Source organism: Streptomyces gardneri (assembly GCF_006539185.1).
Lineage (GTDB): Bacteria > Actinomycetota > Actinomycetes > Streptomycetales > Streptomycetaceae > Streptomyces > Streptomyces gardneri.
Genome location: NZ_BJMN01000020.1, coordinates 107,505 through 132,717, shown reverse-complemented (window position 1 = coordinate 132,717; position 25,213 = coordinate 107,505). Strand labels below are relative to the sequence as shown.

The following is a 25,213-nucleotide window of genomic DNA, read 5'->3' as shown; positions in this document are numbered from 1 at the left end:
CCGCACCACGTTAGCCCCTGCCCGCGCGCTACCGTCGGGTCGTACCGGGCGAACCGGCCGTGGAGGGGCACCGTGGGGATCGAGAGCGACCAGTTGGTCTACGACTATCTGAGCCGGGTCGGCGATCTGGCACAGCAGCGGCAGCTGCCGGCGAGCGACCGGATGCAGCTGGTGTCGACGCTGCGGAACGAGATCGACCGGCGCCGCGCGACGTACGGCGAGGAGAGCCCGGCGGCGGTACGGGGGATCCTCGGCGCGCTGGGTACGCCGGACGAGATCGTGGAACGGGCCGAGGACAGGCCGAGCGGGGCGGCTGGGGCGGGTGGGGCCGACGGGACGTCGGTCCCGGCACCGCGGTCCAAGACCGCCAAGGCCCCCAAGCCTCCCAAGCCCCCGAAGGCCTCCAGGAAGTCCGGGAGGACTCCCGCGAAACCGGCCGCGAGTCCCTCCGCGAATCCGGCCGTCAAGCCGGCCCCCTCCTCCACCCCCGCCGTCCCGCCGCCCCGCGACGGCGACATGGACCCGGACTGGTGGCGTACCGACGCCGGCCGCGCCACCGACATCGACGTGACCGAAGGGCTCCCGGGTTTCGTCGGCGGCATCGAGCGGCCCGACCTCTTCGAGCCCCCGGCTCCCGAGGCCGAGGACGAGGAGTTCGAGGACGAGGAGGCCGCCCCCGGCCGGTGGCGCCGCGCCGCCCGGGTCGTCCTGCGCCGCAGGACCGCACCGGCCCACGATCCCGACCTGGAGACGGAGGAGGCCGAGGAGACGGCGGAGGCCCCCGCCCGCCCCCGTCTCGCGAACCCCTTCGTCCTGCTCGCCGCGCTGCTCCTGATCGGCGGCGCCGTCTTCGGCTCGCTGATCGCCCTCGCCGTCGGCTGGCTCCTCGCCTACGCCTCCCGCCGCCTGACCCCCGGCGAGGTCAAGGGCGCCGTCCTCGTGATCCCCGGTCTCGCCGCCGCGACCGGAATCGTCTGGCTGTGGGGCCGCATCGAGGGCCGCTGGGGCGAGGCCGTGGCCCCGGGCGGCGAGGCGATGGGCGCGGCGGTCTCCGAGACCTGGCCCTGGGTGCTGCGGGGCGCGGCCGTCGCCTCGGCCCTGTTCCTGGTCTGGCGCTCCCGCAAGCACTGAGCCCGCTCGGCCCGATCAGCCCGCTCGGCCCGCCCCGCCACCGCTCGGCCCACTCAGCCCACCGGGCCTCCCGCTACAGCACGACCTCCGCATGCCACGGCGCCCCCGGCACCACCAGCGGAGAGCCCGTGACCGGGTCCGGGACGACGACCGACTCCAGCCCGAAGACGTCCCGTACGAGCTCCGCCGTCACGACCTCCGCCGGCGGGCCCTCCGCGACCACCCGGCCGGCCTTCATGGCGACGAGGTGGTCGGCGTACCGGGCGGCCTGGTTGAGGTCGTGCAGGACGAGGACGACGGTCCGGCCGCGCAGCCGGTTGAGGCGGCGCACCAGGTCGAGGACCTCCACCTGGTGGGAGATGTCCAGGTAGGTGGTGGGCTCGTCGAGGAGGAGCAGGTCGGTCTCCTGCGCGAGCGCCATCGCGATCCACACGCGCTGCCGCTGGCCGCCCGAGAGGGCGTCGACGGACCGGTCGGCGAGCGCGGCCACGTCCGTGCGTTCCATGGCGTCCGTGACGGCCCGCTCGTCCTCCTCCGACCACTGCTTCCACCAGGCCTGGTGCGGCTGGCGGCCCCGGGAGACGAGGTCGCCGACGGTGATGGCCTCGGGTGCGACGGGCGTCTGCGGGAGGAGCCCGATGGAGCGGGCGATCCGCTTCGTGGGGAGCTTGGCCAGCTCCTCGCCGTCGAGGAGGACGGCGCCGCCGGCCGGCCTGAGGAGCCGGCCGAGCGCCCGGAGGGTGGTCGACTTGCCGCAGGCGTTGGGGCCGACGATGACCGTGACCTTGCCGTCGGGGATCGCGAGGTCGAGCTCGTGGACGACGGTCCGGTCCTCGTAGGCGAGCGTCAGCCCGCGCGCGGTCAGCCTGCTGCTCACGCGTTACCTCCTGCGGTACGGCTCCGGACGATGAGCCAGATCAGATAGGGGGCGCCGACCGCCGCCGTGAGGACGCCCACGGGCAGTTCGACGGGGGAGAGGAGCCGCCGGGCGAGCAGGTCCGCGACGACCACGATCACCGCGCCGGCGAGCGCGGAGCAGAGCAGCGGGATCTGCGCGGTCCGCGTCATGCGGCGGGCGATCTGCGGGGCGAGCAGGGCGACGAAGTCGACCGGCCCGGCGACGCCGGTCGCCACCGACGCGAGGACGACCCCGACGGCGACGAGCCCGAGGCGGACCCGGCCGAGCCGGACGCCGAGGGCGGTCGCCGTGTCGTCGTCGAGGGAGACCGTCCGCTGGGCGCGGGCGGCCCAGAGCACGGCGGGCAGCATCAGGAGCAGCGTCCACCGGATCGTCGCGGACTCGTCCCAGCCCCGCCCGTTGAGGGAGCCGGTCATCCAGATCTGGGCCTGCTGGGCGACGAGGTAGTCGCCCTTCGTCATGAAGAGGGTGGTGAGGGACCGCAGCGCGATCGCGAAGCCGATGCCGATGAGCACGAAGCGGGTCGCGTGCAGCCCGCCGCGCCAGGCGAAGACGTACACGAGGGCGGCTGCGAGGACCCCGCCCGCGATCGAGAGGTACGGCAGCACGGTGTACGAGCCGATGCCGAAGGTCATCGCGGCGACGGTGACCGCGCCCGCGCCCTGGCTGATGCCGATGATGTCGGGGCTGGCGAGGGGGTTGCGGGCGACGGTCTGGATGAGGGCGCCGCCGATCCCGAAGGCGGCGCCGACGGCGAGGGCGACGACGAGCCGCGGCTCGCGCAGCTCCTCCACGACGAACGCCGACGGCGAGGACTCCCCGAGGAGGATCCGTACGACCTCCGAGGGGCCGACGAACCGCTCGCCGACGCAGAGGTACGCGACGGAGGCGGCGGCCAGGAGCAGGAGGAGCCCGCCGGCGACGAGGGCCGAGCGCCGGTGGACGAGGAACGAGCCCCGTCCGGTGCGCACGAGCCCGTATCCGGCGGGCCGGACCGCGGTGCTGCTCACGCGGGCACCGCCTTCCGGCGTACGAGGGTGACGAGGAACGGCACGCCGATCAGCGCGGTCATCACGCCGGCGGGCACCTCGCCCGGCGGGAAGACGATCCGCCCGGCGACGTCCGCGACGAGCAGCATCACGGGCCCGATCAGCGCGGCCATCGGCAGGACCCACCGGTGGTCGGAGCCGACGACGGCCCGCGCGATGTGCGGGACGGCGAGGCCGACGAAGGCGACGGGCCCGGCGGCGGCCACGGCGGCGCCGGTCAGGACGGTCGCGCCGAGACCGCCGACGATCCGCACGGTCGCGACCCGCTGCCCCAGACCCTTGGCCACGTCCTCGCCGAGCGCGAGCGCGTCGAGGCCGCGGGCCACGGAGAGCACGAGGACCGTGCCGAGCAGCAGGAAGGGCCAGATCTGCCCGACGATCTCGGCGTTGCGCCCGTCGAGGGTGCCGATCTGCCAGAACCGGAACTCGTCGAGGGCCGAGGCCCGGGTGGTGAGGACGCCGGTGGTGACGGAGAGCAGCAGCGCGTTGATCGCGGCTCCGCCGAGCGCCAGCTTCACGGGCGTGGCCCCGCCGCGCCCGCCGGAGGCGACGGCGTAGACGGCGACCGAGGCGAGCGCGGCGCCGGCGAAGGCGAACCACACGTACCCGCTCAGGTCGTGCACGCCGAGGAAGGCGATGGCGAGGACCACGGCCACCGACGAGCCCTGGCTGATGCCGAGGATGCCGGGGTCGGCGATCGGGTTGCGGGTGATGCCCTGGAGCGCGGTGCCGGCGAGGGCGAGCGCGGTGCCGACCATCAGCCCGATGAGCGTGCGGGGGACCCGGAGCTGCCGTACGACCTCGGCGTCGTCGCTCGTCCCGCCGTGCAGCAGGGCGTCGAGGACGGTGGAGGGAGCGATGGGACGGGCGCCCACGGCGAGGCTCAGGAGGACGGCCAGGAGCAGGGCGACGACAGCCGCCGAGGTCGCGAGGACCCGTCTGGAGGGGAAAGCGGCTGGCATGGGGACCCATCGGCGGAGTGCGGGGTTCGGTAAGGCTCGCCTCAGTGTAAGCAGCACGGATTTTTCGAACGTCCGGGCCCGGAGCTCCCGGAGAATGGCCCCATGACGACTCCGCAGCCGCAGCAGCAGCCCCCGACGCCCGAGCCCGCGTCCCCGCTCACGGTCGGCTTCGACCTCGACCTGACGCTGATCGACAGCCGCCCGGGCATCAAGGCCGCCTGGGAGGCCTTCGCCGCCGAGACCGGCGCCGAGATCGACGCCGACCTCGTCGTCACCCGCCTCGGCCCGCCCCTCGAACACGAGATGGCGTACTGGTTCCCCGAGGAGCGGATCGCGGAGATGGTGGTCCGCTACCGCGCGCTCTACCCGGCGTACGCGATCGAGCCCTCGCCCCCGATGCCGGGCGCCCGGGACGCGATCCAGGCCGTACGCGACGCCGGCGGCCGCACGATCGTCGTCACCGCCAAGAACGGTCCGCACGCCGAGCTGCACCTCGCGCACCTCGGCATCGAGCCGGACGCCGTCGTGGGCGGCCTCTGGGCCGAGGGCAAGGCCGAGGCCCTGCGCGCCCACGACGCCCAGGTGTACGTCGGCGACCACGTCGGCGACGTCCGCGGCGCCGCCACGGCGGGCGCCCTCGCGGTGGCCGTCGCGACCGGCCCCTGCGCCCCCGAGGAGCTGCGCGCGGCCGGAGCGGACGTGGTCCTCACGGATCTGACGGGCTTCCGCCCGTGGCTGGAGGCCTACCGCGCCTGAGAGGCCGCGGCCGCGCCTTCCCGGGCCTGCCGCCGCTGGGCCGCGATCGACCGGAGCACCCCGGCGGCGGCGACGGCGAATCCGACCCCCATGAGCATGGAGACGGTGTACGCGACGGTGGGGAACGGGTCGGTCCCCAGGAACAGCGGAGCCACCGTGACCAGCGTCGCCACCGCGCCGACGGCGAAGAGGACGACACCGGCCTTGACGAGGCCGTCACCCGGCGCGCTGTCGTTCACCGGTACGGCAGGGGATTCAGTACGCATCCGGCCAGGGTAGTTCCCGGGCCCGAGGTGCGGCCCGCCGCCGTCCTGGCGGCGGCCTCCGGGCAGGAGATCACACGACCTGACAAACCCCCCTCCCGTATTCGCTACGGGAGGGGGTTTGTCGTACGTCCCGGGGTAATCACCTCTCGGGGCGTCCCGTACGTGTGCTGTGATGTGCGTGCCTTCTCGCCCCGGGCGAGCCGCGATCGATACCGGCCAGGACTGCTGGCCGGGATGGGTGGAGCTGCTTGACGGGGGGTACACAGCTGGGGAGGCTTCGAACGACGGCAGGCACGAGCAAGCGCTGGATGGCCTGACCTGCGACGACAGTGTTTCGGCTTACTGGTGGAATGGGGTGCGTGCTTTGCCTACCGGCAAGGTCAAATGGTTCAACAGCGAGAAGGGCTTCGGCTTCCTCTCCCGCGACGACGGCGGCGACGTCTTCGTCCACTCGTCGGTGCTCCCCGCCGGAGTCGACGCACTGAAGCCGGGCCAGCGGGTCGAGTTCGGAGTCGTCGCAGGTCAGCGTGGAGACCAGGCGCTCTCCGTGGCGATCCTCGATCCGACGCCGTCCGTCGCCGCGGCGCAGCGCCGTAAGCCCGACGAACTGGCGTCCATCGTGCAGGACCTGACGACGCTCCTGGAGAACATCACTCCGGCGCTCGAGCGCGGGCGCTACCCCGAGAAGACCCAGGGCAAGAAGATCGCCGGGCTGCTCCGCGCGGTGGCGGACCAGCTCGACGTGTAGCGGCGCTGTGTAGCAGCGCTTACGGGAACGACAGCGCGTCCGGGCCGAGGGGCGGTACGAGTCCCTCGGCCGCGGCGCGGGTGAGCAGCCCGCGGACCGCCGCGTAGCCGTGCTCGCCCAGGTCGGCCGTGAATTCGTTGACGTAGAGGCCGATGTGCTGGTCGGCCACCTTCGGGTCCATCTCCTGGGCGTGCTCCAGGACGTAGGGCCGGGAGGCCGGCGGGTCGTCCCAGGCCATCCGCACGGATGTGCGGGCCGACTCGGCGAGCAGCCGCAGGGTGTCCTCGCCCAGCGAGCGGCGGGCGACGATCGCGCCGAGCGGGATCGGCAGCCCGGTCGTGGCCTCCCAGTGCTCGCCCATGTCGGCGAGGCAGTGCAGGCCGTAGTTCTGGTACGTGAAGCGGGCCTCGTGGATGACGAGCCCCGCGTCGACCTTGCCGTCGCGGACGGCGGGCATGATCTCGTGGAACGGCATGACGACGACGTTCCCGACGCCTCCCGGCACGGTCTCGGCCGCCCACAGCCGGAAGAGGAGGTAGGCGGTCGAGCGCTCGCTCGGCACCGCGACCGTCTTCCCCGCGAGGTCCGCCCCGGTGACGGCCCCGCTGCCGGCGCCGCGGGTGAGCACGAGCGGCCCGCAGCCCCGGCCGAGGGCGCCGCCGCAGGGCAGCAGCGCGTACTCGTCGAGGATCCACGGCAGTACGGCGTAGGAGACCTTCAGGACGTCGTGGTCGTCCGTGCCGCCCTCCGCCCAGCCGTTGGTGACGTCGATGTCGGCGAAGGTCACGTCGAGGCGGGGGGCGCCGGGGACGCGGCCGTGGGCCCAGGCGTCGAAGACGAAGGTGTCGTTCGGGCAGGGCGAGTAGGCGATCTTCAGTTTCACTTCGCCTCCACGGAGGTGGTGGGGTTCGCGAGGACGGTGTGGGCGGTGGGGCTCCCGACGAGGGCCGGGCTCAGCAGGGAGAACGCCCGTCGCAGCGAGTCCAGGGCCTCGCCGATGCGCCAGGCCGCGCGGTCGCGCGGGCCGACGGCGTTCGACACGGCCCGGATCTCGACGACGGGCACGCCATAGGCGGCGGCGGCCTCGGCGACGCCGAAGCCCTCCATGGCCTCGGCGGCGGCCGTCGGGTGGCGCCCGGCCAGCTCGGCGGCGCGACCGGCGGTGCCGGTGACGGTGGAGACGGTGAGGACGGGCGCGACGGTGTGCGGCCGGCCGCCGGCGTCCAGCGCGGCGGCCAGGGGGCCGGTGAGGGAGTGCGGTACGGGGTGGGCGGACCGCCCGAAGCCCAGCTCCTCGACGGCGAGGTACCCGTCGGGGGTCTCCGCGCCGAGGTCGGCGGCGACGATCGCCGCGGAGACGACGACGGTGCCGATCGGGGCGTGGGGCACGAATCCGCCGGCGATCCCGGCGGAGACGACGAGGTCGTAGGGGGCGCCGGAGCCCGCCCCGGTGAGCGAGGCGCAGGCGAGCGCCGTCCCGGTCGCCGCGGCCACGGCCGCGGGCCCGACCCCGCCGACGAGGAGATCGACTCCGTCGGCGTGGCGGCGCAAGGTGAGGTCACCCGGGAGCGGTACGGGCTCCCAGGCGGTGTCCGGCGTGTCGTGACCGAGGCCGGCGGCGACGGAGTCGGCCTCCGCCGCCACGGCCGTCACGATCAGGATCCGGTGGACCACCGGCGGATCAGGATTCCTTCTTCAGCTGGAAGTGCCAGATGCCGGTCAGCTTCTTGCCGGTGTTCTCGACGATGGTCACCTGGGTGTTGTCGGTGGCCTCGCCGGTCTGGCTGGAGAAGAAGGCGCTGGCCGGAATCGTCCGGTACGTCTTCTTGTACGGCTCGGGCTCGGCCTGCTGGCCGCCGAGGAAGATCGTCCAGCCGTTGTCCGCGATCTCGGGGTCGACCCCGAAGCGGATCTTGTCGTCCATCGCCACGGTGATGGACTTCTCGGCCTTCTTGTTGAGGCACTGCTGGATCTGCGACTCCTTGATGGCGTCGCCGTCGTTGTAGCAGGCGGCCTCGGAGTGGATCGAGTCGGACCCGACCGTGACGGTCGCGATCGGAGTCGGCTTGTCGCAGGCGGAGAGAACGAGGAGCCCGGCGGAGACGGCCCCGAGGGCGACGGCGGCCCGGCGGCGCGAGCCGGAGAAGAACGCAACGGTCATGAGCCGAAGGCTATCGGGCCGCCGCGCCCGCGCCACGCGGGGGTACGGCGCGCCGCCGGTCCGTGACCTCGGGAGAGTTCCGCGGCCCTACGCCACTCGCGCCTTGTGCCGCCCCTGCGGGCCCGGAGGGCCCGGGTTCCGGCGGGCGGCGGCGAGCAGGCCGCGGACGGCGAGGAGCGCGCCCACCGCGAGGATCCCGGCGGCCACGGCCATGCCGAGCGTGCCGTTCAGCGGCAGCGCGATGCCGATCCCGCCGCCCACCACCCACGCCATCTGCAGCGCCGTCTCCGATCGGGCGAACGCGGAGGTCCGCACCTCCTCGGGCACGTCCCGCTGGATCAGCGCGTCCAGGGACAGTTTCGACAGGGCCTGCGTGAGGCCCGCGACCGCGCCGAGGACGGCGACCATCAGGCCGCCGAAGAAGATGGCCGCGCAGATCGCCGTACCGCACACCACGGTGATCATCGTGGCGATGATCACCTCGGGCCCGTGGCCCCGGTCGCGCAGGAGCGAGCCGGCGGCCGTGCCGCAGGCGTTCCCGACGCCCGCCGCGACGCCCACGATCGCCAGGGAGACGGCGGCGCTCTGCCCCGGCAGCGGATGCTCGCGCAGCAGGAACGCCAGGAAGAAGATCAGGAAACCCGACAGCATGCGCTGGGCCGCGTTCGCCTCCAGGCCGTGCAGGACGGACGGGCCGACCGTCCGCAGGCTCGGTTTCCGCTCGCCGTGCGTCAGCAGGTGCGCCCGCCGTTCACCCTTCGCCGAGTCCACCTTGTGCGGCAGCCGCAGCGCCCAGAACGTCCCGAGCAGGAACAGCGCGCACGCCCCGTACAGCGGATAGCGCGGCCCGATCATCTGGAGCCCCGCCCCGATGGGCGCGGCGATCCCGGTGGCGAGCAGTCCGGCGAGGGTGACCCGGGAGTTCGCCTTCACGAGCGAGAACTTGGGTGGGAGCAGGCGCGGGACGACCGCGCTGCGCACCACCCCGTACGCCTTGGAGGCGACCAGGACGCCCAGTGCCGCCGGGTACAGCTCCAGGTCGCCGGTGGCGACCGCGCCCGACATCATGATCGCGAGGACCGCGCGGGTCAGCATCGCGCCCGCCATGGCCGCGCGCCTGCCGTGCGGGATGCGGTCCAGGAGCGGGCCGATCACGGGTGCGAGGAGCGTGAAGGGTGCCATCGTGACGGCGAGGTAGAGGGCGACGCGGCCGCGGGCCTCGTCCGTGGGCACCGAGAAGAAGACCGTCGACGCGAGGGCGACGGTGATCATGACGTCCCCGGCGCCGTTCACGGCGTGGAGCTCGATCAGTTTGCCGAGTCCCGACTCGCCCGCGCCGTGCGCGTGGGTGGCTCTGCGGATGCCCCTCGCGGTCCCGGTGAAGGGCAGGTGCAGGGCGCGTCCGACCGACCGGCCCGCTCGGCGGAGCGGTCCGGCATGATCTTCGGATCGTGCGGGGGGCCGTGCGGCTGCCACTCCGTCATAGTGCCCCACCGGCGCGCCGGACGAACCGTGGCGCGGCGAACGGCGGCGGTACGAAGGCCGTACGAACACGGTACGAACGCCGTACGAAGCCGGTACGGAGGCTGTGCGGACGCCAGTTCGAAGGCCGTACGAAGCTGGTGCCGAGGCCGAACGAACCTCGTGACGAAGGCGGCTCCGGGACGGCGATGGGGCGGTGACAGGGCGGCTGCAGGGCGGCCACAGAGCGCCGAGGGAGCGGCGCGGGGGCGGTCCCGGCCGTCCGCGATCCGGGCCACTTGAGACGGGCAGGTGGGCGGAGGCCCGCGAACGGGGTAGCGTGCGTAGCGCGTCACCGGCGGAAGTTCTCGGCCGCGCGCCTCTTCGGCATCCCGCAGAATGGATGGCGATAGGTGTGCCCGAGACACGCGAGACAAGTCGGGTGCGGACGTCGATGCGGCCCTCAGGTCCGCTCCGCCCGCCGCCCGTGGCTTCGCTTTCGCCCCTCGGCCGGCGCACCCGTGAGACGGCGTAGGAGAGAAGCGAGACCTGTGAGTGCTGCGACGACGCGAAGCGGTGCCCCGCGTACCCCGCGAGCCACGCGTACCCCCGACCGCCTGTGCGTCGAGGCGGTAGACCTCGCGCGGGAGGCCGCCGAAGAGGCGGCCGCGCCCGGCGTCGTCGGCCCACACGTCGAGGTCGTCGCGGAGGGCGACCGGGTCGTCACGCACTTCTTCGAGTGCCAGGAGCCCGGCTACCGCGGCTGGCGCTGGGCGGTGACGGTCACCCGCGCCTCCCGCGCCAAGAACGTCACGCTTGACGAAACCGTCCTGCTGCCCGGCGCCGACGCCCTCCTCGCCCCCGAGTGGGTGCCGTGGAGCGAGCGCCTGCGCCCCGGCGACATGGGCCCGGGCGACCTGCTGCCGACGGAGCAGGACGACCTGCGCCTGGAGCCCGGCTACTCGGGCGAGGACGCGCCGCCGCCGAACTCGGCGGTCTCGGAGGAGCTGGCGGACCACCTCGACGTCGAGGACGCCGAGATCGTCTCCCGTACGCCCTCCCGGGGCGCCATCGCCTCGGTCGCCGAGGAGCTCGGCATGCGCCGGGCCCGGGTCCTCTCCCGGTACGGACTCCACGTCGCCGCGGACCGCTGGGACGAGAGCTTCGGCGCCAAGACGCCGATGGCGCAGGCGGCGCCCGCGTCCTGCGAGTCCTGTGCGTTCCTGGTGCCGCTCGCCGGCTCGCTGAAGCAGGCGTTCGGCGTGTGCGCCAACGAGTTCTCCCCGGCGGACGGCCGCGTCGTCTCCCTCGCCTACGGCTGCGGCGGCCACTCGGAGGCCGCGGTCATGCCGAAGCCCCCGCGCCCGGCGCCCCCGGTCCTCGACTCGATGGCCGCGGACGCCTTCCCGCTCCGCCCGGCCAAGGACTCCGGCTCGACGACGGAGCCCGACGACTCCTCCGAGGACCTGGGTCACTCGTAACCCCTGACGTGTCTCCCTCCCCGGGATGTGCTTCCGCGCGCCCCGGGGCGGGGTCGCGCCCCGGCGGCCGGGGCGGGGCGGAGCGCGGTACCTTTCGGGCCCCGGACCTTCGGGTCCGGCAGTGTCACCGCCCGGGTGATCGCTCGGATCACCGCCCAGATCACCGCCCCGCAGAGTGGAGTCAGACGTGAGCGTCAGCGTCCGGACGACGACCGACGGAACCGATCCCTTCGGCACCGCACGGCTGCGGCGGGGAGTGCTCGACGCCTGGGGCGCCTCGCCCGCCCGGTTCCGGGAGGACGCCAACGCCGAGGAGGACCTCGCGCTCGGCGGCTACCGCGACCGGCTCGTCGTCGAGCTCGCCCAGAACGCCGCCGACGCCGCCCACCGCGCCGGCGTCACCGGCCGCCTCCGCCTCACCCTCCACCCCGCGGACCACGAGAGCCCCGCGATCCTCGCCGCCGCCAACACCGGCGCTCCGCTGGACGCCGCGGGCGCCGAGTCGCTGTCCACGCTCCGCGCCTCCGCCAAGCGCGACCAGAGCGGTCCGGGCGGGTCCGGCGGGCACGGTGCCGTCGGCCGCTTCGGCGTCGGCTTCGCCGCCGTCCTCGCCGTCTCCGACGAGCCCGCCGTCCTCGGCCGCCACGGCGGCGTCCGCTGGTCCCTCGCGGAGGCCCGCGAACTCGCCGCCGAATCCGCCCGGTACAGCCCGGGCCTCGGCGACGAACTGCGCCGCCGGGACGGCCACGTACCCCTCCTGCGGCTCCCGCTGCCCGCCGAGGGCACCGCGCCCGACGGCTACGACACGGTCGTCGTCCTCCCGCTGCGGGACACCGCGGCCCAGGACCTCGCCGAACGCCTCCTCGCCTCCGTCGACGACGCCCTGCTCCTCACGCTCCCCGGCCTCGCGGAGATCGTCGTCGAGACGGCCGAAGGGGTACGGACCCTCCGCCGCTCCGAGGACGACGGCTACGTCCGCATCGACGACACGGCGACCGGCACCCACCGCTGGCGGACCGTCGCCCACAGCGGGCCCCTCGACTCCGAACTCCTCAAGGACCGCCCGGTGGAGGAGCGCCTCCGCCCCTACTGGTCCGTCACCTGGGCCGTACCCGTGGACGGGGAAGGCGCCCCGGCCCACCCCCGCACGGAACCCGTCGTCCACGCCCCCACCCCCACCGACGAGCCCCTCGGCATCCCCGCCCTCCTCATCGCCTCCCTGCCGCTGGACACCGCGCGGCGCCACCCGGCGCCCGGCCCGCTCACCGACTTCCTGGTGCAGCGCGCGGCCGACGCGTACGCCGAACTCCTCGCCGACTGGCACCCGGTGACGACCTCGACCCTCGACCTCGTCCCCGGCCCGCTCGGCAAGGGGCCGCTCGACGGGGCGCTGCGCGAGGCGATCCTCGACCGCCTGCCGAGGGTCGCGTTCCTGGCGCCGGCCGCCCCGACCGAGGAACTGCCCGCGCTCCGCCCCATCGAGGCCGAGGTCGCCGAGGGCGCCGGCGCGGACACCGTCGACGTCCTCGCGGAGGTCTTCCCCACGCTCCTCCCGGCGGGCCTGGAGCGCCGCCCCGAGCTCCGCACCCTCGGCGTGGGCCGGGTCCCCCTCACCGAGGCCGTCGACCGCCTCGCCGGGGTCGACAGGGCTCCGTCCTGGTGGTGGCGGCTCTACGACTCCCTCGCCGGCGTCGACCCCGACCGCCTGACGGGCCTCCCGGTACCGCTCGCGGACGACACCGAGGCCGTCCGGATCCGCACGACGATCGGCCCCCGTCAGGTCCTGCTCCCGCAGGACAGGACCCCCGCCGAGCTGACCCGGCTCGGTCTGAAGGTGGCGCACCCGGAGGCGGCGCACCCGCTCCTGGAGAAGCTGGGCGCCCTGCCCGCCACGCCCCGCGCGGTCCTGACGACCCCGCAGGTGCGGGCGGCGGTCGCGGCCTCCCTCGACGCGGGGGAGATCTGGGACGAGGACGCCGACACCCTCGACGCGGAAGAGCTGGCCGACACGGTCCTCGCCCTCGTCCGGGACGCCGAGATCGACCCGGGCGACGAACCCTGGCTGGGCGCCCTCGCCCTCCCCGACGAGGACGGCGAACTCTCCCCGGCGGGCGAGCTGGTGCTCCCGGGCTCCGCCTTCGCGGCCGTGATGCGCGAGGACGAACTGCCCTTCGTGGACGCCGAGCTCGCCGCCCGCTGGGGCGAACGCCCCCTGGCCGCCTGCGGGGTCCTGGCGAACTTCGCCCTGGTCAGGGCGACGGACCTGGTCCTCGACCCGGACGAGGTCGAGCCGCGGGAGGGCGACTACCCGGAGCCGGACGACGCCGGGCTGCTCGACGCGGTCGACGTGTGGTGCGAGGACGTCCTGGACCGCCTGCCGGAGTCGCCGGTGCCGCCGGTGGCGACGGAGATCGTGGCGGTACGGGACCTGGACCTGGTGGACGACGAGGCCTGGCCGCAGGCGCTCGCCCTCCTGGCGCAGCCCCCGCTCCGCGACGCGCTCACCCAGCCCGTACGGATCCTCCTCCCGGACGGCACGACGGAGACGGTCCGCTCGTACACGGCGTGGTGGCTCCGGGACCACCCCGTCCTGGACGGCCGCCGCCCGGCGGGCCTCCGGGCCGAGGGCTCGGACCCGCTCCTCGCCGGCCTGTACGACTCCGCCGACGCGACCGGCTTCGACGACGAGCAGGTCCTGAGGGCGCTGGGCGTCCGCACGTCCGTGGCGGCGCTGCTGGAGGAACCGGGCGGCGCGGCGGAACTCCTGACCCGCCTGGCCGACCCGTCCCGCGAGGTCACGGCCCCCCAGCTCCACGCCCTCTACACGGCCCTCGCGGACCTGGACCCGGAGCAGGTGACGCTCCCGGACGAGCTGCGTGCGGTCGTGGACGGGGAGCTGGTCGTCGTGGACGCGGCGGAAGCCCTGGTGGCGGACGCCCCGGACCTCCTCCCCCTCACCGGCGACACCCCGCTCCTCCCGGTCGCCCCGTCCCGCGCGGCCGACCTGGCGGAGCTGTTCCAGGTCCGCCGCCTGAGCGAGGCGTTCGAGGCGGAGGTGACGACGGTCGGCGAGGAGCACGAGGTCCCGCCGTCGGTCCACGCCCTCCTGGGCCCGTCCACCCCCTCCTCGTACATCGAGCACGAGGAACTCCGCGCGGCGGGCGTGGAGCTGGACTGGCGGGTCACCCCCGACGGCATCCTCCACGCGTCGACCCTGGAGGGCGTGGCGGCGGGCCTGGCCTGGTCGGCCGCCCAATGGCCGCGCCGCTTCGAGGTGGCGGCCCTCCTGGAGGACCCGTCCCGCACGGCGGAACTGGCGAGGGACCGCTGGTTCGACTGAGCCGGGCCCGGGCGAGACCGCTCACGCGGTGGTGCGGACCTGCGGCGCCAGGCTCTTCCGGATGGCCCGGTAGGCGAGGCCGAGGAGGAAGGCGTGGAGCAGGGCGCAGAAGGCCATCGCCGAGAGAAAGTACCCGGTCGACAGAACCGAGTCGCCGTTCGCGAACTCGGGGAGGAGCAGGAACCCACTGGTGGGCATGGTGATCATGATGAGCCAGAGGGGCGCGAAGGAGGGGTCTGCGCTCCACGGGGCGAACACCACAGGGAGCGACGCCACGACCACCAGGCCGAGGTAGACCAGCGAGGCGGGGTTCGCGAACGTGAGCCGGACGAGAGTGCGGGGGCGGCTGTCTCGCATGATCGATTCCTCCTGGGCGGTTCGGTTGCGCCGTGACGCTTCGATCCTGCGGCGGTGCCGCCCCCGGCACCTGAGTAGCGCTACTCAAACCGGTGTGAGGACACGCGCGTCGCGGGCCGCGTAGCTGCTCACGGCAGCGGTCCCCCTCGAAGATCGCCCGGCCGAGCCCTAGGCGAACCAGACACCACTGTGCCGATGGCGGGCCGGGGGAATGTCCACGACGTCCGCGTAATCGAGGTCAATCACACCGGCAGGGGAGTTGACCAGCCGCAGAAGGACCCCGACCCGGCTTCGGAGCCGCTGCCGGGCCCGGCGCTCCTCCTGCGCGGCCCAGTGCGCGACGGTGCGGTCCTGGTGGTGCCGGGGCAGGGAGTAGACGTTCACGGCGCGGCGGATGAGCCGCGGCGGCCCGGGGGAGCCGTAGCGGAGGTCGCAGAGGACGACGGACCGCCAAGGCTGCCCCGGCAGCCAGTCGTCGGTGCTCCGTCTGCGGGCGGCGGAAGAGTGATGTGCGGTGCGTGCCACGGGGGACTCCGTCGGTAGCAACCGCCAGGTATCTCCTGGCGGACTACCGGAAGCCGGTCGGCTCGCCCCCGCGCGCGTTCCCGAGACCCCTGCGCCTCTCCGCCCTCAGTCCAGGCAGAACTCGTTCCCCTCCGGGTCGCCCATCACGATGATCCCCTCGTTCTCGCCGTCGGACTCGAGCCGGTACAGCCGCTTCGCCCCCAGCCCCTCCAGCCTGGCGGCCTCCACCTCCAGCGCGTCCATCCGCTCGTCCCCGGTCAGACCGGGCGCCGAGCGCACGTCCAGGTGCAGACGGTTCTTCACCGTCTTGCCCTCCGGGACCTTCTGGAAGTACATCCGCGGCCCCTTGCCGTCCGGATCCGTGATGGCCGCCCAGTCGACGAACCCCTCCGGCGGCGGCTGGAAGCGATAACCCAGCACCTCGGCCCAGAAGGCCGCCACGGCGCCCGGATCGGCACAGTCGTAAGTCACCTGAAATTCTTTGGCCATACCGGCATCCTCGCACCGCCCTCCGGCTGTCCGCGCTGATTTTCGGGTGGGGGTCACCCGACGCACCAAGTCGGGTCATGTCGGCCAGGGGGCGGCGGCGTGGATGTTGTCGGCCGAGGTCGTCCACTCGATGCCGCTCTCGGGCCGGATGTGAGCGATACGGACCACTCGGCCGTCGCTGTGCAGCTCGTGCGTCACCGCCGTCAGTTCGCCCTCGCCCTGGCTGGCGATGTCGCGGACTCTCTTGTGAAGCAGGGGGTGTTGCTCGTACCCGTCGTGGCCGACCGCGTTCACATCTTCGCCTCTCGCGGGTTCCCGACCTCGGCCCGCCGCATGAACCTCGCCCAGCCGGCGGCGGCGCGCATCCGGAGCGCCCGGCTCGGGGCGCCGGGGGCAGGCTCGGGGGCGGTGTGCCTCCGTTCGCTGGAACCGGGGATCCGGCGGGGCAGTTCGGGTGTGGTCATGCACGTGTTCCTCTCCGGCGGCGCAGCGGCGCCCATTCGCGGGATGCCGCAACGGGTGCCGCTCTGCTCAGCGATGTGATGTTCAGTCAACTGTCAGACACGGACCGTGAGTACTGTGGAAGCGGCAGTGGCCCGTGAAAGCCGTGAAAGTTCAGGGGGCAGTCATGACGGCACGCACACCGAACACCGCCCTGGCCGCGCTCTTCGAGGAATCCGGCTGGTCGAGAGGTCAGCTCATCCGCGCGGTCGCCCGCGTGGGAGCCGAGGTCGGCATCCCGTTCCAGTACGACGAATCAGCAGTGCCGCATTGGCTGGCGGGCAGCCTTCCGAGGAAGCCGGTCCGTCCCCTGGTCCTGGAGGCGCTCGCGCGCAGGCTGGGCCGTCCCATCAGCGCGTACGCAGCCGGGTTCGCCCCTTCGCCCGAGCCGTCCGGCGGCGCTCCGGATACCGTGGCGGGGCTGGCCGACCTCGGGAGCGCGGACATGGATCCATCACGCAGAAGCGTTCTCGGTGCCGGAGTCTTCTCGGCTGCCGCCGTCATCCCCGGATGGCCGGACGTGCGGGACCGCTTGGAGAAGGTCCAGGTCGACCCGCACACGCGGATCGGGCGTCCGGAGGTCGCGGCGATCACCGCCATGACCGAGCACATCAGCGATCTCGACGACAAGTTCGGCGGCCGGATGGCCCGCCCCATGGCAGCGGCCTTCCTCGTGAACACGATCGTTTCCGCGCTTCGAGCAACCGCCTCCGACGACGTGAAGAACGCTCTGCGGTCGGCGGCTGCCGACCACTGCTATCTGACCGGATACATGGCGATGGACGAGCGGAAGGACGGCCTGGCTCAGCAGTACTACACCAAGGCCCTCGAACTGGCCGGCGCGGCGGGCGACCACCTGACCTACTGCACCACCCTGCGCGGGATGAGCGTGCAGGCCGTCGACCTCGGCCACGGACCTCTCGCCGTGCGGCTGGCGGACGCCGCCGCTGCTGCGTCGCCGCAGGCCGGTCCTCGCATGGTCGCCTTCCTCGCGGGGCAGCAGGCCCACGCCGCCGCACAGGACGGAGACCGGGTGGACGCTCTGCTCCGTATCAAGGAGGCGGAGAGGGCCATGGACAAGGCGGAGTCGGGGGCGAAGGCGTTCGGGTCCTACGATCCGTCCGCGCTGAACTATCACGTGGGACAGGTCCGTTATGAGCTCGGCGATGTCGCCGGTGCGATCGAGTCCCTGGAACTGGCCGACCGTCTGAGGGAGCCCGCCTACCGTCGGACGAGAGTGCGGTACAACGCCATGCTCGCGGAGAGGAAACTGGCGATCGGGCGTCTGGAAGAGGCATGCGTCGATTGGAACCGGGTCCTGGACGACTACCCGCACGTACAGTCCGGCCGGTGCGACGACCGGGTGCGAGCCATGCTCTCCGCACTTCGACCGCATCTCGCCAACACCCACGCGCGCGAGGTCTTCGATCGAGGTCGCCCGATGCTGCGGGTGACCTGAGCGGCGACGGGAACCCGACTTCGGGTACTACGCGCAGGCCCTCGCAGAGGCCGCGCTCACCATGTCGCCGCTGGAGTGGCGCAAGACCTTCCTGCGCTGATTCCGAGGCCCCACCGGGGCTCGGCCGGCCCGGCGGGCAGACTGCGTGCATGCAGCTCCCCGCCGAAGCCGTTGCCGCCACCGTGCTGATCGAGGTCGTAAGGATCTCCGCCCTTCCGACCGAGCAGGGCGCCCCGTATCCCGGCAGGGTGGTCGCCCACTGGGCCGGGAGCGAGGCCGCCGACGCACTGGCCTTGATCGAGAGCCTGCCCGGCAGTGAGCAGCACCGCTGCGGGTTCTCGCCGGGCTGGAGCATCCGGGCGTACGAGGACTCGCTCGACGTGGCCCTGTTCGAGGCGGCGTTCTGTTTCACGTGCCACGAGGTCCGCATGCACGGATCGGCCGTGCCGCCCGCGCTGGCCACGCAGTTCTTCGACGCGGACGCACCGCCGGCCCAGGCCCTTCTGGCCCTCTTCCGAGCGGCGACTCGTCGTCGGCCGGGGCGCGCTCGGCCACGCCCCGGTGGGGCGCGTCGCCTCTTCAAGTAACGGGAAGAGAACTCCCCAACCCATCCCTCCCGCTCCCCAACTGGCCTTGCCACACGTTCGGGTGAAGGCGCGTCCGGAGTGCGGACGGATGCGGTACGGTCGGCCGCAACAACGGCATATGCAACAACTCGGCCCCCGACAGGACTGGCATCCTGGCGAGGGCCTGACCAAGAAGGAATCTAAGGCTTCCCCATGGCTTGTCCGCAGTCTAACGCGGCCGTGTCCGCGTGCCCTGTTCCGTTCGAGATTCCCGCCGACGCGCCCCGCTCCGGGGTGATCCGGGTCCGGTTCCGGCATACCGACCGGTTCACGATCGTGGGCAATCACCTCGCCCAGCATCCGTCCCTGTCGGCCGCGGCGATCGGGCTCGGGGTCCACATCCAGTCGCTGCCCGAGGGCGCCGACGTCACCGTGAAGACGCTCACGAACCGCTTCAAGGAGGGCGAGATCACGATCCGCCGAGCCCTCAACGAGCTGGTCGTCGAAGGCTACTTGGAGCGGCATCGGATGCCTCTCGGGGGCGGGCGGTTCGCCACCCGGATCGTGTCGTACGACAAGCCCGGGTGCGGCTTGTCGGCCCGGCGAGCGGCCGAGCCCGTGGCCGAGGTCGAGGCTGAGATCGCGATCGAGTACGTGCCGGAAGAGGGCCTCGCGGAGGACCTACCGACCCCGGAACCCCCCGCCCTCCCCGGGCCCGCCGCCGACCTGCTCGCGCGGCTGCGGACCGTCGACTCCCGGCTGCTGTTGCCCTGGCGAGAGGTCCTGCGGCTCGCGCCCGCCGTCGAGGCATGGCTGGCCCGGGAAGTCGCTCCGGCCCAGGTCGTCCGCACGCTCACGGCGGCCCTGCCGCCCGCCCACGTACCCATCCACCACCCGGGCCGGTTCCTGGAGTACCGCCTCTCCGCCCTCCTGCCGCCCCGGCTGCCCGCCGGTCCGCCGCCGTCGGTCGTCGAGGGGCCCGCCCCGCTCATCACCTGCGACGGGTGCGACCGGGCGTTCCGCAGTCGCGACGCCGAGGCCGTCTGCGGCGACTGCCGTGAGGAGTTGGTCCCGGCCGGGTAGCGTCACCGCATGGAAGAGGGCGAACGGCTCCTGCACAGCTCGTCGTTCGGTACCGCGGCCGCCGCATACGCCGCGCACCGCCCGGACTACGCGCAGGCCGCGGTGCGGTGGGCGCTGGGGCCCGCGCCGGGCGCGCGGGTGCTCGACCTCGGTTCCGGGACCGGCAAGCTGACCGCCACGCTGGTCGCCCTGGGCGTCGACGTCGTCGCGGTCGAGCCCGACCCGGCGATGCTGGCCGAGCTCCGCCGCGCGCTGCCCACCGTCCGCGCTCTGCCGGGCAGCGCCGAGTCGATTCCGCTGCCGGACGCATCCGTCGACGCCGTGCTGGCCGGGAACGCCATGCACTGGTTCGACATGGCCGTCGCCGGCCCCGAGATCGCCAGGGTCCTCGCGCCCGGCGGCGTACTGGCCGGCCTGTGGAACCTCATGGACGACCGGGTCGAGTGGGTCGCCGGGCTCGCGCGGACGGGCGGGAGCGCGGCCGTCGGCCCGCGTGACACACCTGCCGCCTGGCGCGCCGCGACGGCGGGCATGCACCTTCCCGGGACGGGCGTGGCCGCCCTGTTCGGCTTGCCGAAGCAGGCCGAGTTCCCGCATGGGCAGCGCCGCACCGCCGACTCCCTCGTCGCCACCCTCGCGACGCGCGCGGGAATGCTGGTCATGCCGGAACCGGAACGCGAGGCCACGCTCGCCCGGATGCGCGCTTTCCTCGCGAGCCGGCCGGAGACCGCCGACGGCGAGTTCACTCTCCCGATGCTGACCGCCGCGCTGCGCCTGCGGCGGCTGGGCGAGCCGGCGTGACGCCCCAGCGGTGGCTGACTCATCCGGCCGCCGCGGTCGACGGAGCCGCCGTCCGAGAGGCCGTGACGGTCGGCGGCGCGAGGAAGGAATGGATCCAAGCCTGGTAGGCCGGTGCGACGATGATGTCGCCGAGCACTACGGGGGCAGGGATGAGCGGGGTGAGTCTGCCCGATGGGCCCGGTTCGGATCCGCCTTGCGGAGGGCGCTGTTGCCACAGCGCGCCGCCGCTGTGACGGTCCAGGGCGATGACGGTGCCGTCCTGGGTGGTGAAGTGGATCCGGTCGCCTTCCACCGTCGGGGCGGAGAAGCGGTGGTGGAGCGTGCTGGAGGACCACAGGCGCCGGCCGGTGGCGATGTCGTACGCGCTGATGACGCCGCCGCGGTGGCTGTAGAAGACCTCGCCGACGATGTCCAGCATGCGTTCGGGGACCGCCAGGTCCGTCGTCGTCTCGCCCCCGCGCTCCGGGTCGAGCCGGACGAGTTTCGTCACGCCTCCCCGGTAGGTGAGGAAGTAGAGGAAGCCCTCACCGGACACCGTGGCGAAGTCGGTGCCCTTGGGGACGTCCTTGCGCCAGATGAGGTGGCCGTCGCCCTGGCTGATCTCGCCGACCTCCGTGGGCAGACCGGACTCGGTCTTCTTCATGACGTAGACGTTCTGCGACGGCGATCCCTTCGGCGAGGGGAGCAGGACCCGGTCCGATGGAACGGTCCACAGGGGGGAGAGTCCCTCCAGGCTCCACGCCGAGATGCTGTCGCCGTGGGAGCAGACGACGATCTCGGCAGCGATGCCGCACTCCTGCGCCCCGGGGACCGAGCGCTCGTTCCGCGGTCTTCCCGTCTCCATGTCGTACGCCTGGATCTTGTACGCCTGCGTGGACCCGGTGTCCTGGTGGGCGCCGGCCAGAACGGTCCAGCGCGTCATGCCCAGGAGGGTCGCTCCCGACCCGCCGGGTCGGGTCTGCCGCCAGAGCACCTTTCCCGAGCGGGGGTCCAGACGTGCCAGCAGCAACCGCTCGCCTGTGCACCAGAGGGCCGACACCTCGTAGTGGCAGTCGGTCATCTCGCTCACCGCGCCCCGGTCCGGGCTCAGCTGGGTCACCCACGGCTTCCACCCCGGCATCCGTACCGGCGCGGACGTCGCTTCCGATGCCGGAGGGCCGGTCGTGGCGAGCGGCTTCCGCGGGCTTTCGTCGCTGCCCGCCTTCGGCCACCACGTCCCTACGCCGATGGCCAGCGCCGCGCACGCCAGCGCGCCCGCCGCGAGGGCGCCTCGACGCAGCCGGACGCGGCGGGTGCGGGCGAGTTCGGCTTCCCGGGCGGAGCTGCGGTGGGTGCGTCGTTCCCGGCGGGAGGAGAGGAGGGCCAGCAGCGTTTCCGGGGCGGGGCGTTGGGCGGGGTCCTTGCGCAGGCAGGGTTCGACGACGGGGCGGAGGGATTCGGGCAGGCCGGTGAGGTTCGGCTCCTCGTGGACGGCGTTCCAGGCGATCGCATACGGGCTGTCCGCGTCGAACGGGCCGTGGCCGGTCGCCGCGTGGACCAGGACCGAGCCCAGCGCGAAGACGTCGGCGGCCGGTCCCGCGTCACGGGGCGTGCGGAACTGTTCGGGCGCCATGAACAGGGGCGTGCCCAGGATCTGACCGCTCTGGGTCAGGGCCGTCGCGTCCACGACGCGCGAGATGCCGAAGTCGATGACCCGGGGGCCGTCCTCGGCCAGCAGGATGTTCCCGGGCTTCAGGTCGCGGTGCACCAGGCCCGCGCGGTGGATGTCGCGCAGTGCCTCGCAGAGGCCCGACGCCAACCGCCAGACCTCGTCGGCGGGGAGCGTGCCCCGATCGTTCACGATGTCGGCGAGGGTGGGGCCTTCGACGTACTGGGTGGCCATCCAGGGGGTGGGACCCGTCGTGTCCGCGTCCAGGACCGGTGCCGTGAACGCGCCGCTCACCTGCCGGGCCGCCTGGACCTCGCGGGCGAACCGTTCACGGAAGCCGGGCTTCGCCGCGAGGTCCTCGCGGATCACCTTGACGGCGACCGCTCGCCCTGAGGGCGAGTGGGCGAGGTAGACCTCGCCCATTCCGCCGGCTCCCAGCAGTTCGGCCACCTGATAGTGGCCGAGCATCGTGAGACGCGTTTCCCCCGTACCCGCAGCCATCCCTGCCCCCAGCCGATGATCACGCACGATCGATCGGACACCCTAGCGGTACGGGGCCCGCGCGTGGCGCCCCGGCGGGGACTGACCCGAAGGCCCTACGCCGGGAACCTCCGGCTCACCCAGCGGTACGCCACCTCCAGGAGCACGCCGCCCGCCGCCGCGATCACGACCGCCGCCCACGGCATCGTCGTGCCCACCAGCTTCAGCGCGAAGAAGTCCTGGAGCCAGGGGACGACGAGGACGAGGAGGAAGGCGCCGGCCATCGTGGCGACCAGGGTGAGACGCCACCAGGTGTAGGGGCGGGCGATGATCGCGAGGACCCACATGGAGACCAGGAAGAGCGTGAGGGTGGCCGCGCTGGTCTCGGCCTCCAGGGCGCCTTCGCCGCTGTAGTGGTGGCGGGCGAGGAGGTACGTCGTGAAGGTGGCCGCCGCCGCGATGACGCCGCCGGGGATCGCGTACCGCATCACCCGGCGGACGAAGTTCGGCTTCGCGCGTTCCTTGTTGGGGGCGAGCGCGAGGAAGAAGGCCGGGACGCCGATCGTCAGGGTGGAGAGGAGCGTGAGGTGGCGGGGGAGGAAGGGGTACTCGACCTGTGAGCAGACCACCAGGACGGCCAGGAGGACCGAGTAGACCGTCTTGGTGAGGAAGAGGGTCGCGACCCGCGTGATGTTGCCGATGACCCGGCGGCCTTCCGCCACCACGGAGGGGAGCGTCGCGAAGCTGTTGTTCAGGAGGACGATCTGGGCTACGGCCCTCGTCGCCTCCGAGCCCGAGCCCATCGAGACGCCGATGTCGGCGTCCTTGAGGGCCAGGACGTCGTTGACGCCGTCGCCGGTCATCGCGACCGTGTGGCCGTGGGACTGGAGCGCCGCCACCATGTCCCGCTTCTGCTGCGGGGAGACCCGGCCGAAGACGCCGTTCGCGTCCAGGACCTTCGCCATCTCCTCCTTGTCGGTGGGGAGGGTGCGGGCGTCCACCGTGTTCTCCGCGCCGGGCATGTCGAGCTTGCCGGCGACCGCGCCGACCGAGACCGCGTTGTCACCCGAGATGATCTTCGTGGTGACGTTCTGGTCGGCGAAGTAGGCGAGCGTGTCGGCGGCGTCGGGGCGCAGTCGCTGTTCCAGGACGACGAGGGCCGTCGGCCTGGCGTCGGCGGCGACGCCGGGGTCGTCGAGCTCGTGGGCCGTACGGGCGAGGAGGAGGACCCGCAGGCCCTGCTCGTTGAGATGGTCGATCTCGGTGAGGGTCGGGTCCCCGGCGCGGAGCAGGACGTCGGGGGCGCCGAGCAGCCACGTCGAGTCCTCGCCGTTGCCCTCGCTGAACGCCGCGCCGCTGTACTTGCGCGCCGAGGAGAAGGGGAGCGACTCCGTGCAGCGCCAGTCCACCGAGTCCGGGTAGGCGTCGATGATCGCCTGGAGGGAGGCGTTCGGGCGGGGGTCGGACTCACCGAGGGCGCCGAGCACCTTGCGTACGTACGCCTCGTCGCTGCCGTTGAGGGGACGCAGCTCCGTGACGTCCATGCCGCCCTCGGTGAGCGTGCCCGTCTTGTCGAGGCAGACGACGTCGACGCGGGCCAGGCCCTCGATGGCGGGGAGCTCCTGGACGAGGCACTGCTTGCGGCCGAGGCGGATCACGCCGATCGCGAAGGCCACGGAGGTGAGGAGCACGAGGCCCTCGGGGATCATCGGGACGATGCCGCCGACCGTGCGGGCGATCGAGTTCTTGAGGTCGTTGTCCTTGACGACGAGCTGGCTGATGATCAGCCCGATCGCGGTCGGGACCATCATCCACGTCACGTACTTGAGGATCGTGGAGATGCCGCTGCGCAGCTCGGAGTGGACGAGGGTGAAGCGGGAGGCCTCTTCGGCGAGCTGGGCCGCGTAGGCCTCGCGGCCGACCTTGGTGGCGGTGAACGCGCCGCCGCCGGCCACCACGAACGAGCCGGACATCACCGGGGCGCCGGGCTGTTTCACGACCGGGTCGGCCTCGCCGGTGAGGAGCGATTCGTCGATCTCCAGGCTGTCGGCCTCGGCGACGACGCCGTCGACGACGACCTTGTCGCCCGGTCCCAGCTCGATCAGGTCGCCGAGGACGATCTCGGAGGTGGAGAGCTCGGCGGCGACCCCGTCGCGGCGGACCGTCGGTTTCGCCTCGCCGATGACCGCGAGCCCGTCGAGGGTCTTCTTGGCGCGGAGCTCCTGGATGATGCCGATGCCGGTGTTGGCGATGATCACGAAGCCGAAGAGGCTGTCCTGGATCGGCGCGACGAAGAACATGATCACCCACAGCACGCCGATGATGGCGTTGAAGCGGGTGAAGACGTTCGCGCGGACGATGTCGGTGGTGGAGCGGGAGCTGCGCAGGGGTACGTCGTTGACCTCGCCGCGCGCGACCCGCTCGGCGACCTCGGCGGAGGTGAGCCCGGCCGGGCGGTGCACGACGGGGGGTTCCACCGCCTCGGTCTCGCCGCCGCCGGTGTCGATCTTCGCCCGCTGAGTCATGTTTTCGACGGTACGACCGGAACGGGTCGTTCACCTGCCGAGAAGGGCGAAGATCAGACCGGGGGAGGAGGAGAATCGTCCCCTGGTGCTACGCGCCCGGGTGCGTCTCGGGGGCCCGGGGCTCCGGAGCCTCCGCCGCACCGGCTCCCTGCGCCGCCGCATCCGCTTCCTGCGCCGCCGCGTGTCGCTTGAGCGCCGCGTCACGGCCCCGTACGTACCAGATGCCGATCAGGCCGAGCCCGGCGCCGGCGAGGCAGGTCCACACCCACCAGGTCAGGTCCCGGTCGTCGAACCAGCCGTAGAAGGGGAGCTGGACGAGGAAGAGGACGAACCAGAGGATCGTGCCGCCGGTGATGGTGGCGACGACGGGCCCTTCGAGGGGCTCGGGTGCCTCGTGCTTCGGTGTCCACTTCGCCATGGCTCTCAGTCTAGGCGGCGGGAATTGTTGTCTACGCGCGGAGATAGACGCTCACTCGTTCATGTGTTCATACTGAAACGGTTTGCC

The 25,213-nt window shown here is 73.0% G+C and carries 25 protein-coding genes; 9 read left to right on the top strand and 16 right to left on the bottom strand.

From position 1 onward, the window contains the following. Positions 1 to 72 precede the first annotated feature (72 nt). A complete protein-coding gene (locus tag SGA01_RS16350) occupies positions 73 to 1,131 on the top strand; it encodes a hypothetical protein (protein WP_141297229.1) in 1,059 nt (352 codons plus the stop codon). A 73-nt stretch (positions 1,132 to 1,204) separates the two neighbouring features. On the opposite strand, the gene SGA01_RS16345 is transcribed toward SGA01_RS16350, so the two are convergent. From SGA01_RS16345 to SGA01_RS16335, 3 genes are read right to left on the bottom strand one after another with little or no spacing between them, the layout of a single operon-like run. Then, positions 1,205 to 2,008: an ABC transporter ATP-binding protein gene (locus tag SGA01_RS16345; RefSeq protein WP_141297228.1), complete on the bottom strand. Its 804-nt coding sequence runs from the start codon at positions 2,006 to 2,008 to the stop codon at positions 1,205 to 1,207. Next, on the bottom strand, positions 2,005 to 3,060 hold the full coding sequence (locus SGA01_RS16340; RefSeq protein ID WP_141297227.1) for a FecCD family ABC transporter permease: 1,056 nt from the start codon (positions 3,058 to 3,060) through the stop codon (positions 2,005 to 2,007). The genes SGA01_RS16345 and SGA01_RS16340 overlap by 4 nt, the downstream gene beginning before the upstream one ends. After that, positions 3,057 to 4,061: a FecCD family ABC transporter permease gene (locus tag SGA01_RS16335; RefSeq protein WP_141297226.1), complete on the bottom strand. Its 1,005-nt coding sequence runs from the start codon at positions 4,059 to 4,061 to the stop codon at positions 3,057 to 3,059. Before SGA01_RS16335 ends, SGA01_RS16340 begins: the two co-directional genes overlap by 4 nt. A gap of 102 nt (positions 4,062 to 4,163) precedes the next feature. On the opposite strand from SGA01_RS16335, the gene SGA01_RS16330 reads away from it, so the two are divergent. Beyond that, positions 4,164 to 4,817, top strand: a complete 654-nt coding sequence (locus tag SGA01_RS16330; RefSeq protein WP_141297225.1) for an HAD family hydrolase — start codon at positions 4,164 to 4,166, stop codon at positions 4,815 to 4,817. Here the strand turns inward: SGA01_RS16330 and SGA01_RS16325 are convergent. Continuing rightward, positions 4,805 to 5,083 carry a hypothetical protein gene (locus tag SGA01_RS16325; RefSeq protein WP_055642056.1) on the bottom strand — a complete coding sequence of 93 codons (279 nt, stop codon included), beginning with the start codon at positions 5,081 to 5,083 and terminating at the stop codon, positions 4,805 to 4,807. The genes SGA01_RS16330 and SGA01_RS16325 overlap by 13 nt on opposite strands. Before the next feature lie 364 nt (positions 5,084 to 5,447). Between SGA01_RS16325 and SGA01_RS42595 the strand changes: the two genes are divergently transcribed. Further along, positions 5,448 to 5,831: a cold-shock protein gene (locus SGA01_RS42595; protein ID WP_033211384.1), complete on the top strand. Its 384-nt coding sequence runs from the start codon at positions 5,448 to 5,450 to the stop codon at positions 5,829 to 5,831. A gap of 19 nt (positions 5,832 to 5,850) precedes the next feature. On the opposite strand, the gene SGA01_RS16315 is transcribed toward SGA01_RS42595, so the two are convergent. The 4 genes from SGA01_RS16315 to SGA01_RS16300 all read right to left on the bottom strand — a co-directional run bounded on the left by SGA01_RS16315 (position 5,851) and on the right by SGA01_RS16300 (position 9,468). Further along, positions 5,851 to 6,714, bottom strand: coding sequence for a 1,4-dihydroxy-6-naphtoate synthase (locus tag SGA01_RS16315; RefSeq protein WP_141297224.1), 864 nt, complete (start codon positions 6,712 to 6,714; stop codon positions 5,851 to 5,853). Next, on the bottom strand, positions 6,711 to 7,505 hold the full coding sequence (locus SGA01_RS16310; RefSeq protein WP_141297223.1) for a futalosine hydrolase: 795 nt from the start codon (positions 7,503 to 7,505) through the stop codon (positions 6,711 to 6,713). Before SGA01_RS16310 ends, SGA01_RS16315 begins: the two co-directional genes overlap by 4 nt. A gap of 7 nt (positions 7,506 to 7,512) precedes the next feature. Next, positions 7,513 to 7,992 carry a DUF2771 domain-containing protein gene (locus tag SGA01_RS16305; RefSeq protein ID WP_141297222.1) on the bottom strand — a complete coding sequence of 160 codons (480 nt, stop codon included), beginning with the start codon at positions 7,990 to 7,992 and terminating at the stop codon, positions 7,513 to 7,515. An 87-nt stretch (positions 7,993 to 8,079) separates the two neighbouring features. Continuing rightward, the gene (locus SGA01_RS16300) at positions 8,080 to 9,468 is read right to left on the bottom strand and encodes an MFS transporter (RefSeq protein WP_141297221.1); all 1,389 of its coding nucleotides are present in this window, start codon (positions 9,466 to 9,468) and stop codon (positions 8,080 to 8,082) included. A gap of 536 nt (positions 9,469 to 10,004) precedes the next feature. Between SGA01_RS16300 and SGA01_RS16290 the strand changes: the two genes are divergently transcribed. Further along, positions 10,005 to 10,934, top strand: a complete 930-nt coding sequence (locus SGA01_RS16290) for a DUF3027 domain-containing protein (RefSeq protein WP_055642052.1) — start codon at positions 10,005 to 10,007, stop codon at positions 10,932 to 10,934. A 175-nt stretch (positions 10,935 to 11,109) separates the two neighbouring features. Beyond that, positions 11,110 to 14,274 carry a sacsin N-terminal ATP-binding-like domain-containing protein gene (locus tag SGA01_RS16285; protein ID WP_141297220.1) on the top strand — a complete coding sequence of 1,055 codons (3,165 nt, stop codon included), beginning with the start codon at positions 11,110 to 11,112 and terminating at the stop codon, positions 14,272 to 14,274. 21 nt (positions 14,275 to 14,295) lie between these two features. Here SGA01_RS16285 and SGA01_RS16280 read toward each other — a convergent pair whose 3' ends face one another. The 5 genes from SGA01_RS16280 to SGA01_RS41080 all read right to left on the bottom strand — a co-directional run bounded on the left by SGA01_RS16280 (position 14,296) and on the right by SGA01_RS41080 (position 16,109). Beyond that, positions 14,296 to 14,631 carry an SCO4225 family membrane protein gene (locus SGA01_RS16280; RefSeq protein ID WP_141297219.1) on the bottom strand — a complete coding sequence of 112 codons (336 nt, stop codon included), beginning with the start codon at positions 14,629 to 14,631 and terminating at the stop codon, positions 14,296 to 14,298. Positions 14,632 to 14,799: 168 nt separating this feature from the next. Next, on the bottom strand, positions 14,800 to 15,156 hold the full coding sequence (locus SGA01_RS16275; RefSeq protein WP_229918075.1) for a hypothetical protein: 357 nt from the start codon (positions 15,154 to 15,156) through the stop codon (positions 14,800 to 14,802). A gap of 105 nt (positions 15,157 to 15,261) precedes the next feature. Continuing rightward, positions 15,262 to 15,645: a VOC family protein gene (locus tag SGA01_RS16270; protein WP_141297217.1), complete on the bottom strand. Its 384-nt coding sequence runs from the start codon at positions 15,643 to 15,645 to the stop codon at positions 15,262 to 15,264. 75 nt (positions 15,646 to 15,720) lie between these two features. Next, positions 15,721 to 15,939 (bottom strand): hypothetical protein, encoded by a 219-nt coding sequence (locus SGA01_RS16265; RefSeq protein WP_141297216.1) that lies wholly within the window; start codon positions 15,937 to 15,939, stop codon positions 15,721 to 15,723. Next, entirely contained in the window at positions 15,936 to 16,109 is a 174-nt protein-coding gene (locus tag SGA01_RS41080; protein ID WP_167534114.1) for a hypothetical protein, read from the bottom strand. The genes SGA01_RS16265 and SGA01_RS41080 overlap by 4 nt, the downstream gene beginning before the upstream one ends. Before the next feature lie 164 nt (positions 16,110 to 16,273). On the opposite strand from SGA01_RS41080, the gene SGA01_RS16260 reads away from it, so the two are divergent. The 4 genes from SGA01_RS16260 (at position 16,274) to SGA01_RS16245 (ending at position 20,055) form a co-directional block, all read left to right on the top strand. Next, positions 16,274 to 17,605, top strand: coding sequence for an NsdA family TPR-like regulatory protein (locus tag SGA01_RS16260; protein WP_141297215.1), 1,332 nt, complete (start codon positions 16,274 to 16,276; stop codon positions 17,603 to 17,605). A gap of 149 nt (positions 17,606 to 17,754) precedes the next feature. Next, the gene (locus SGA01_RS16255) at positions 17,755 to 18,192 is read left to right on the top strand and encodes a hypothetical protein (RefSeq protein ID WP_229918073.1); all 438 of its coding nucleotides are present in this window, start codon (positions 17,755 to 17,757) and stop codon (positions 18,190 to 18,192) included. A gap of 315 nt (positions 18,193 to 18,507) precedes the next feature. After that, positions 18,508 to 19,254, top strand: coding sequence for a helix-turn-helix domain-containing protein (locus SGA01_RS16250; protein WP_229918072.1), 747 nt, complete (start codon positions 18,508 to 18,510; stop codon positions 19,252 to 19,254). Between the two features lie 9 nt (positions 19,255 to 19,263). Beyond that, positions 19,264 to 20,055, top strand: a complete 792-nt coding sequence (locus tag SGA01_RS16245) for a class I SAM-dependent methyltransferase (protein WP_141297213.1) — start codon at positions 19,264 to 19,266, stop codon at positions 20,053 to 20,055. A gap of 19 nt (positions 20,056 to 20,074) precedes the next feature. Here the strand turns inward: SGA01_RS16245 and SGA01_RS16240 are convergent, their stop codons facing one another. From SGA01_RS16240 to SGA01_RS16230, 3 genes are all read right to left on the bottom strand, one after another. Beyond that, positions 20,075 to 22,171 carry a serine/threonine-protein kinase gene (locus SGA01_RS16240; protein WP_229918070.1) on the bottom strand — a complete coding sequence of 699 codons (2,097 nt, stop codon included), beginning with the start codon at positions 22,169 to 22,171 and terminating at the stop codon, positions 20,075 to 20,077. Between the two features lie 128 nt (positions 22,172 to 22,299). After that, positions 22,300 to 24,708: an HAD-IC family P-type ATPase gene (locus SGA01_RS16235; RefSeq protein WP_141297211.1), complete on the bottom strand. Its 2,409-nt coding sequence runs from the start codon at positions 24,706 to 24,708 to the stop codon at positions 22,300 to 22,302. 88 nt (positions 24,709 to 24,796) lie between these two features. Beyond that, on the bottom strand, positions 24,797 to 25,126 hold the full coding sequence (locus SGA01_RS16230) for a DUF2530 domain-containing protein (protein WP_141297210.1): 330 nt from the start codon (positions 25,124 to 25,126) through the stop codon (positions 24,797 to 24,799). Positions 25,127 to 25,213 lie beyond the last annotated feature (87 nt).

Coding starts and splice junctions, on each gene's coding strand:
- SGA01_RS16335 (WP_141297226.1), bottom strand. CDS start 4,061: ATGCCAGCCGCTTTCCCCTCCAGACGGGTCCTCGCGACCTCGGCGGCT.
- SGA01_RS16330 (WP_141297225.1), top strand. CDS start 4,164: ATGACGACTCCGCAGCCGCAGCAGCAGCCCCCGACGCCCGAGCCCGCG.
- SGA01_RS16325 (WP_055642056.1), bottom strand. CDS start 5,083: ATGCGTACTGAATCCCCTGCCGTACCGGTGAACGACAGCGCGCCGGGT.
- SGA01_RS16305 (WP_141297222.1), bottom strand. CDS start 7,992: ATGACCGTTGCGTTCTTCTCCGGCTCGCGCCGCCGGGCCGCCGTCGCC.
- SGA01_RS16280 (WP_141297219.1), bottom strand. CDS start 14,631: ATGCGAGACAGCCGCCCCCGCACTCTCGTCCGGCTCACGTTCGCGAAC.
- SGA01_RS16270 (WP_141297217.1), bottom strand. CDS start 15,645: ATGGCCAAAGAATTTCAGGTGACTTACGACTGTGCCGATCCGGGCGCC.
- SGA01_RS41080 (WP_167534114.1), bottom strand. CDS start 16,109: ATGACCACACCCGAACTGCCCCGCCGGATCCCCGGTTCCAGCGAACGG.
- SGA01_RS16260 (WP_141297215.1), top strand. CDS start 16,274: ATGACGGCACGCACACCGAACACCGCCCTGGCCGCGCTCTTCGAGGAA.
- SGA01_RS16255 (WP_229918073.1), top strand. CDS start 17,755: ATGCAGCTCCCCGCCGAAGCCGTTGCCGCCACCGTGCTGATCGAGGTC.
- SGA01_RS16245 (WP_141297213.1), top strand. CDS start 19,264: ATGGAAGAGGGCGAACGGCTCCTGCACAGCTCGTCGTTCGGTACCGCG.
- SGA01_RS16240 (WP_229918070.1), bottom strand. CDS start 22,171: ATGCTCGGCCACTATCAGGTGGCCGAACTGCTGGGAGCCGGCGGAATG.
- SGA01_RS16235 (WP_141297211.1), bottom strand. CDS start 24,708: ATGACTCAGCGGGCGAAGATCGACACCGGCGGCGGCGAGACCGAGGCG.
- SGA01_RS16230 (WP_141297210.1), bottom strand. CDS start 25,126: ATGGCGAAGTGGACACCGAAGCACGAGGCACCCGAGCCCCTCGAAGGG.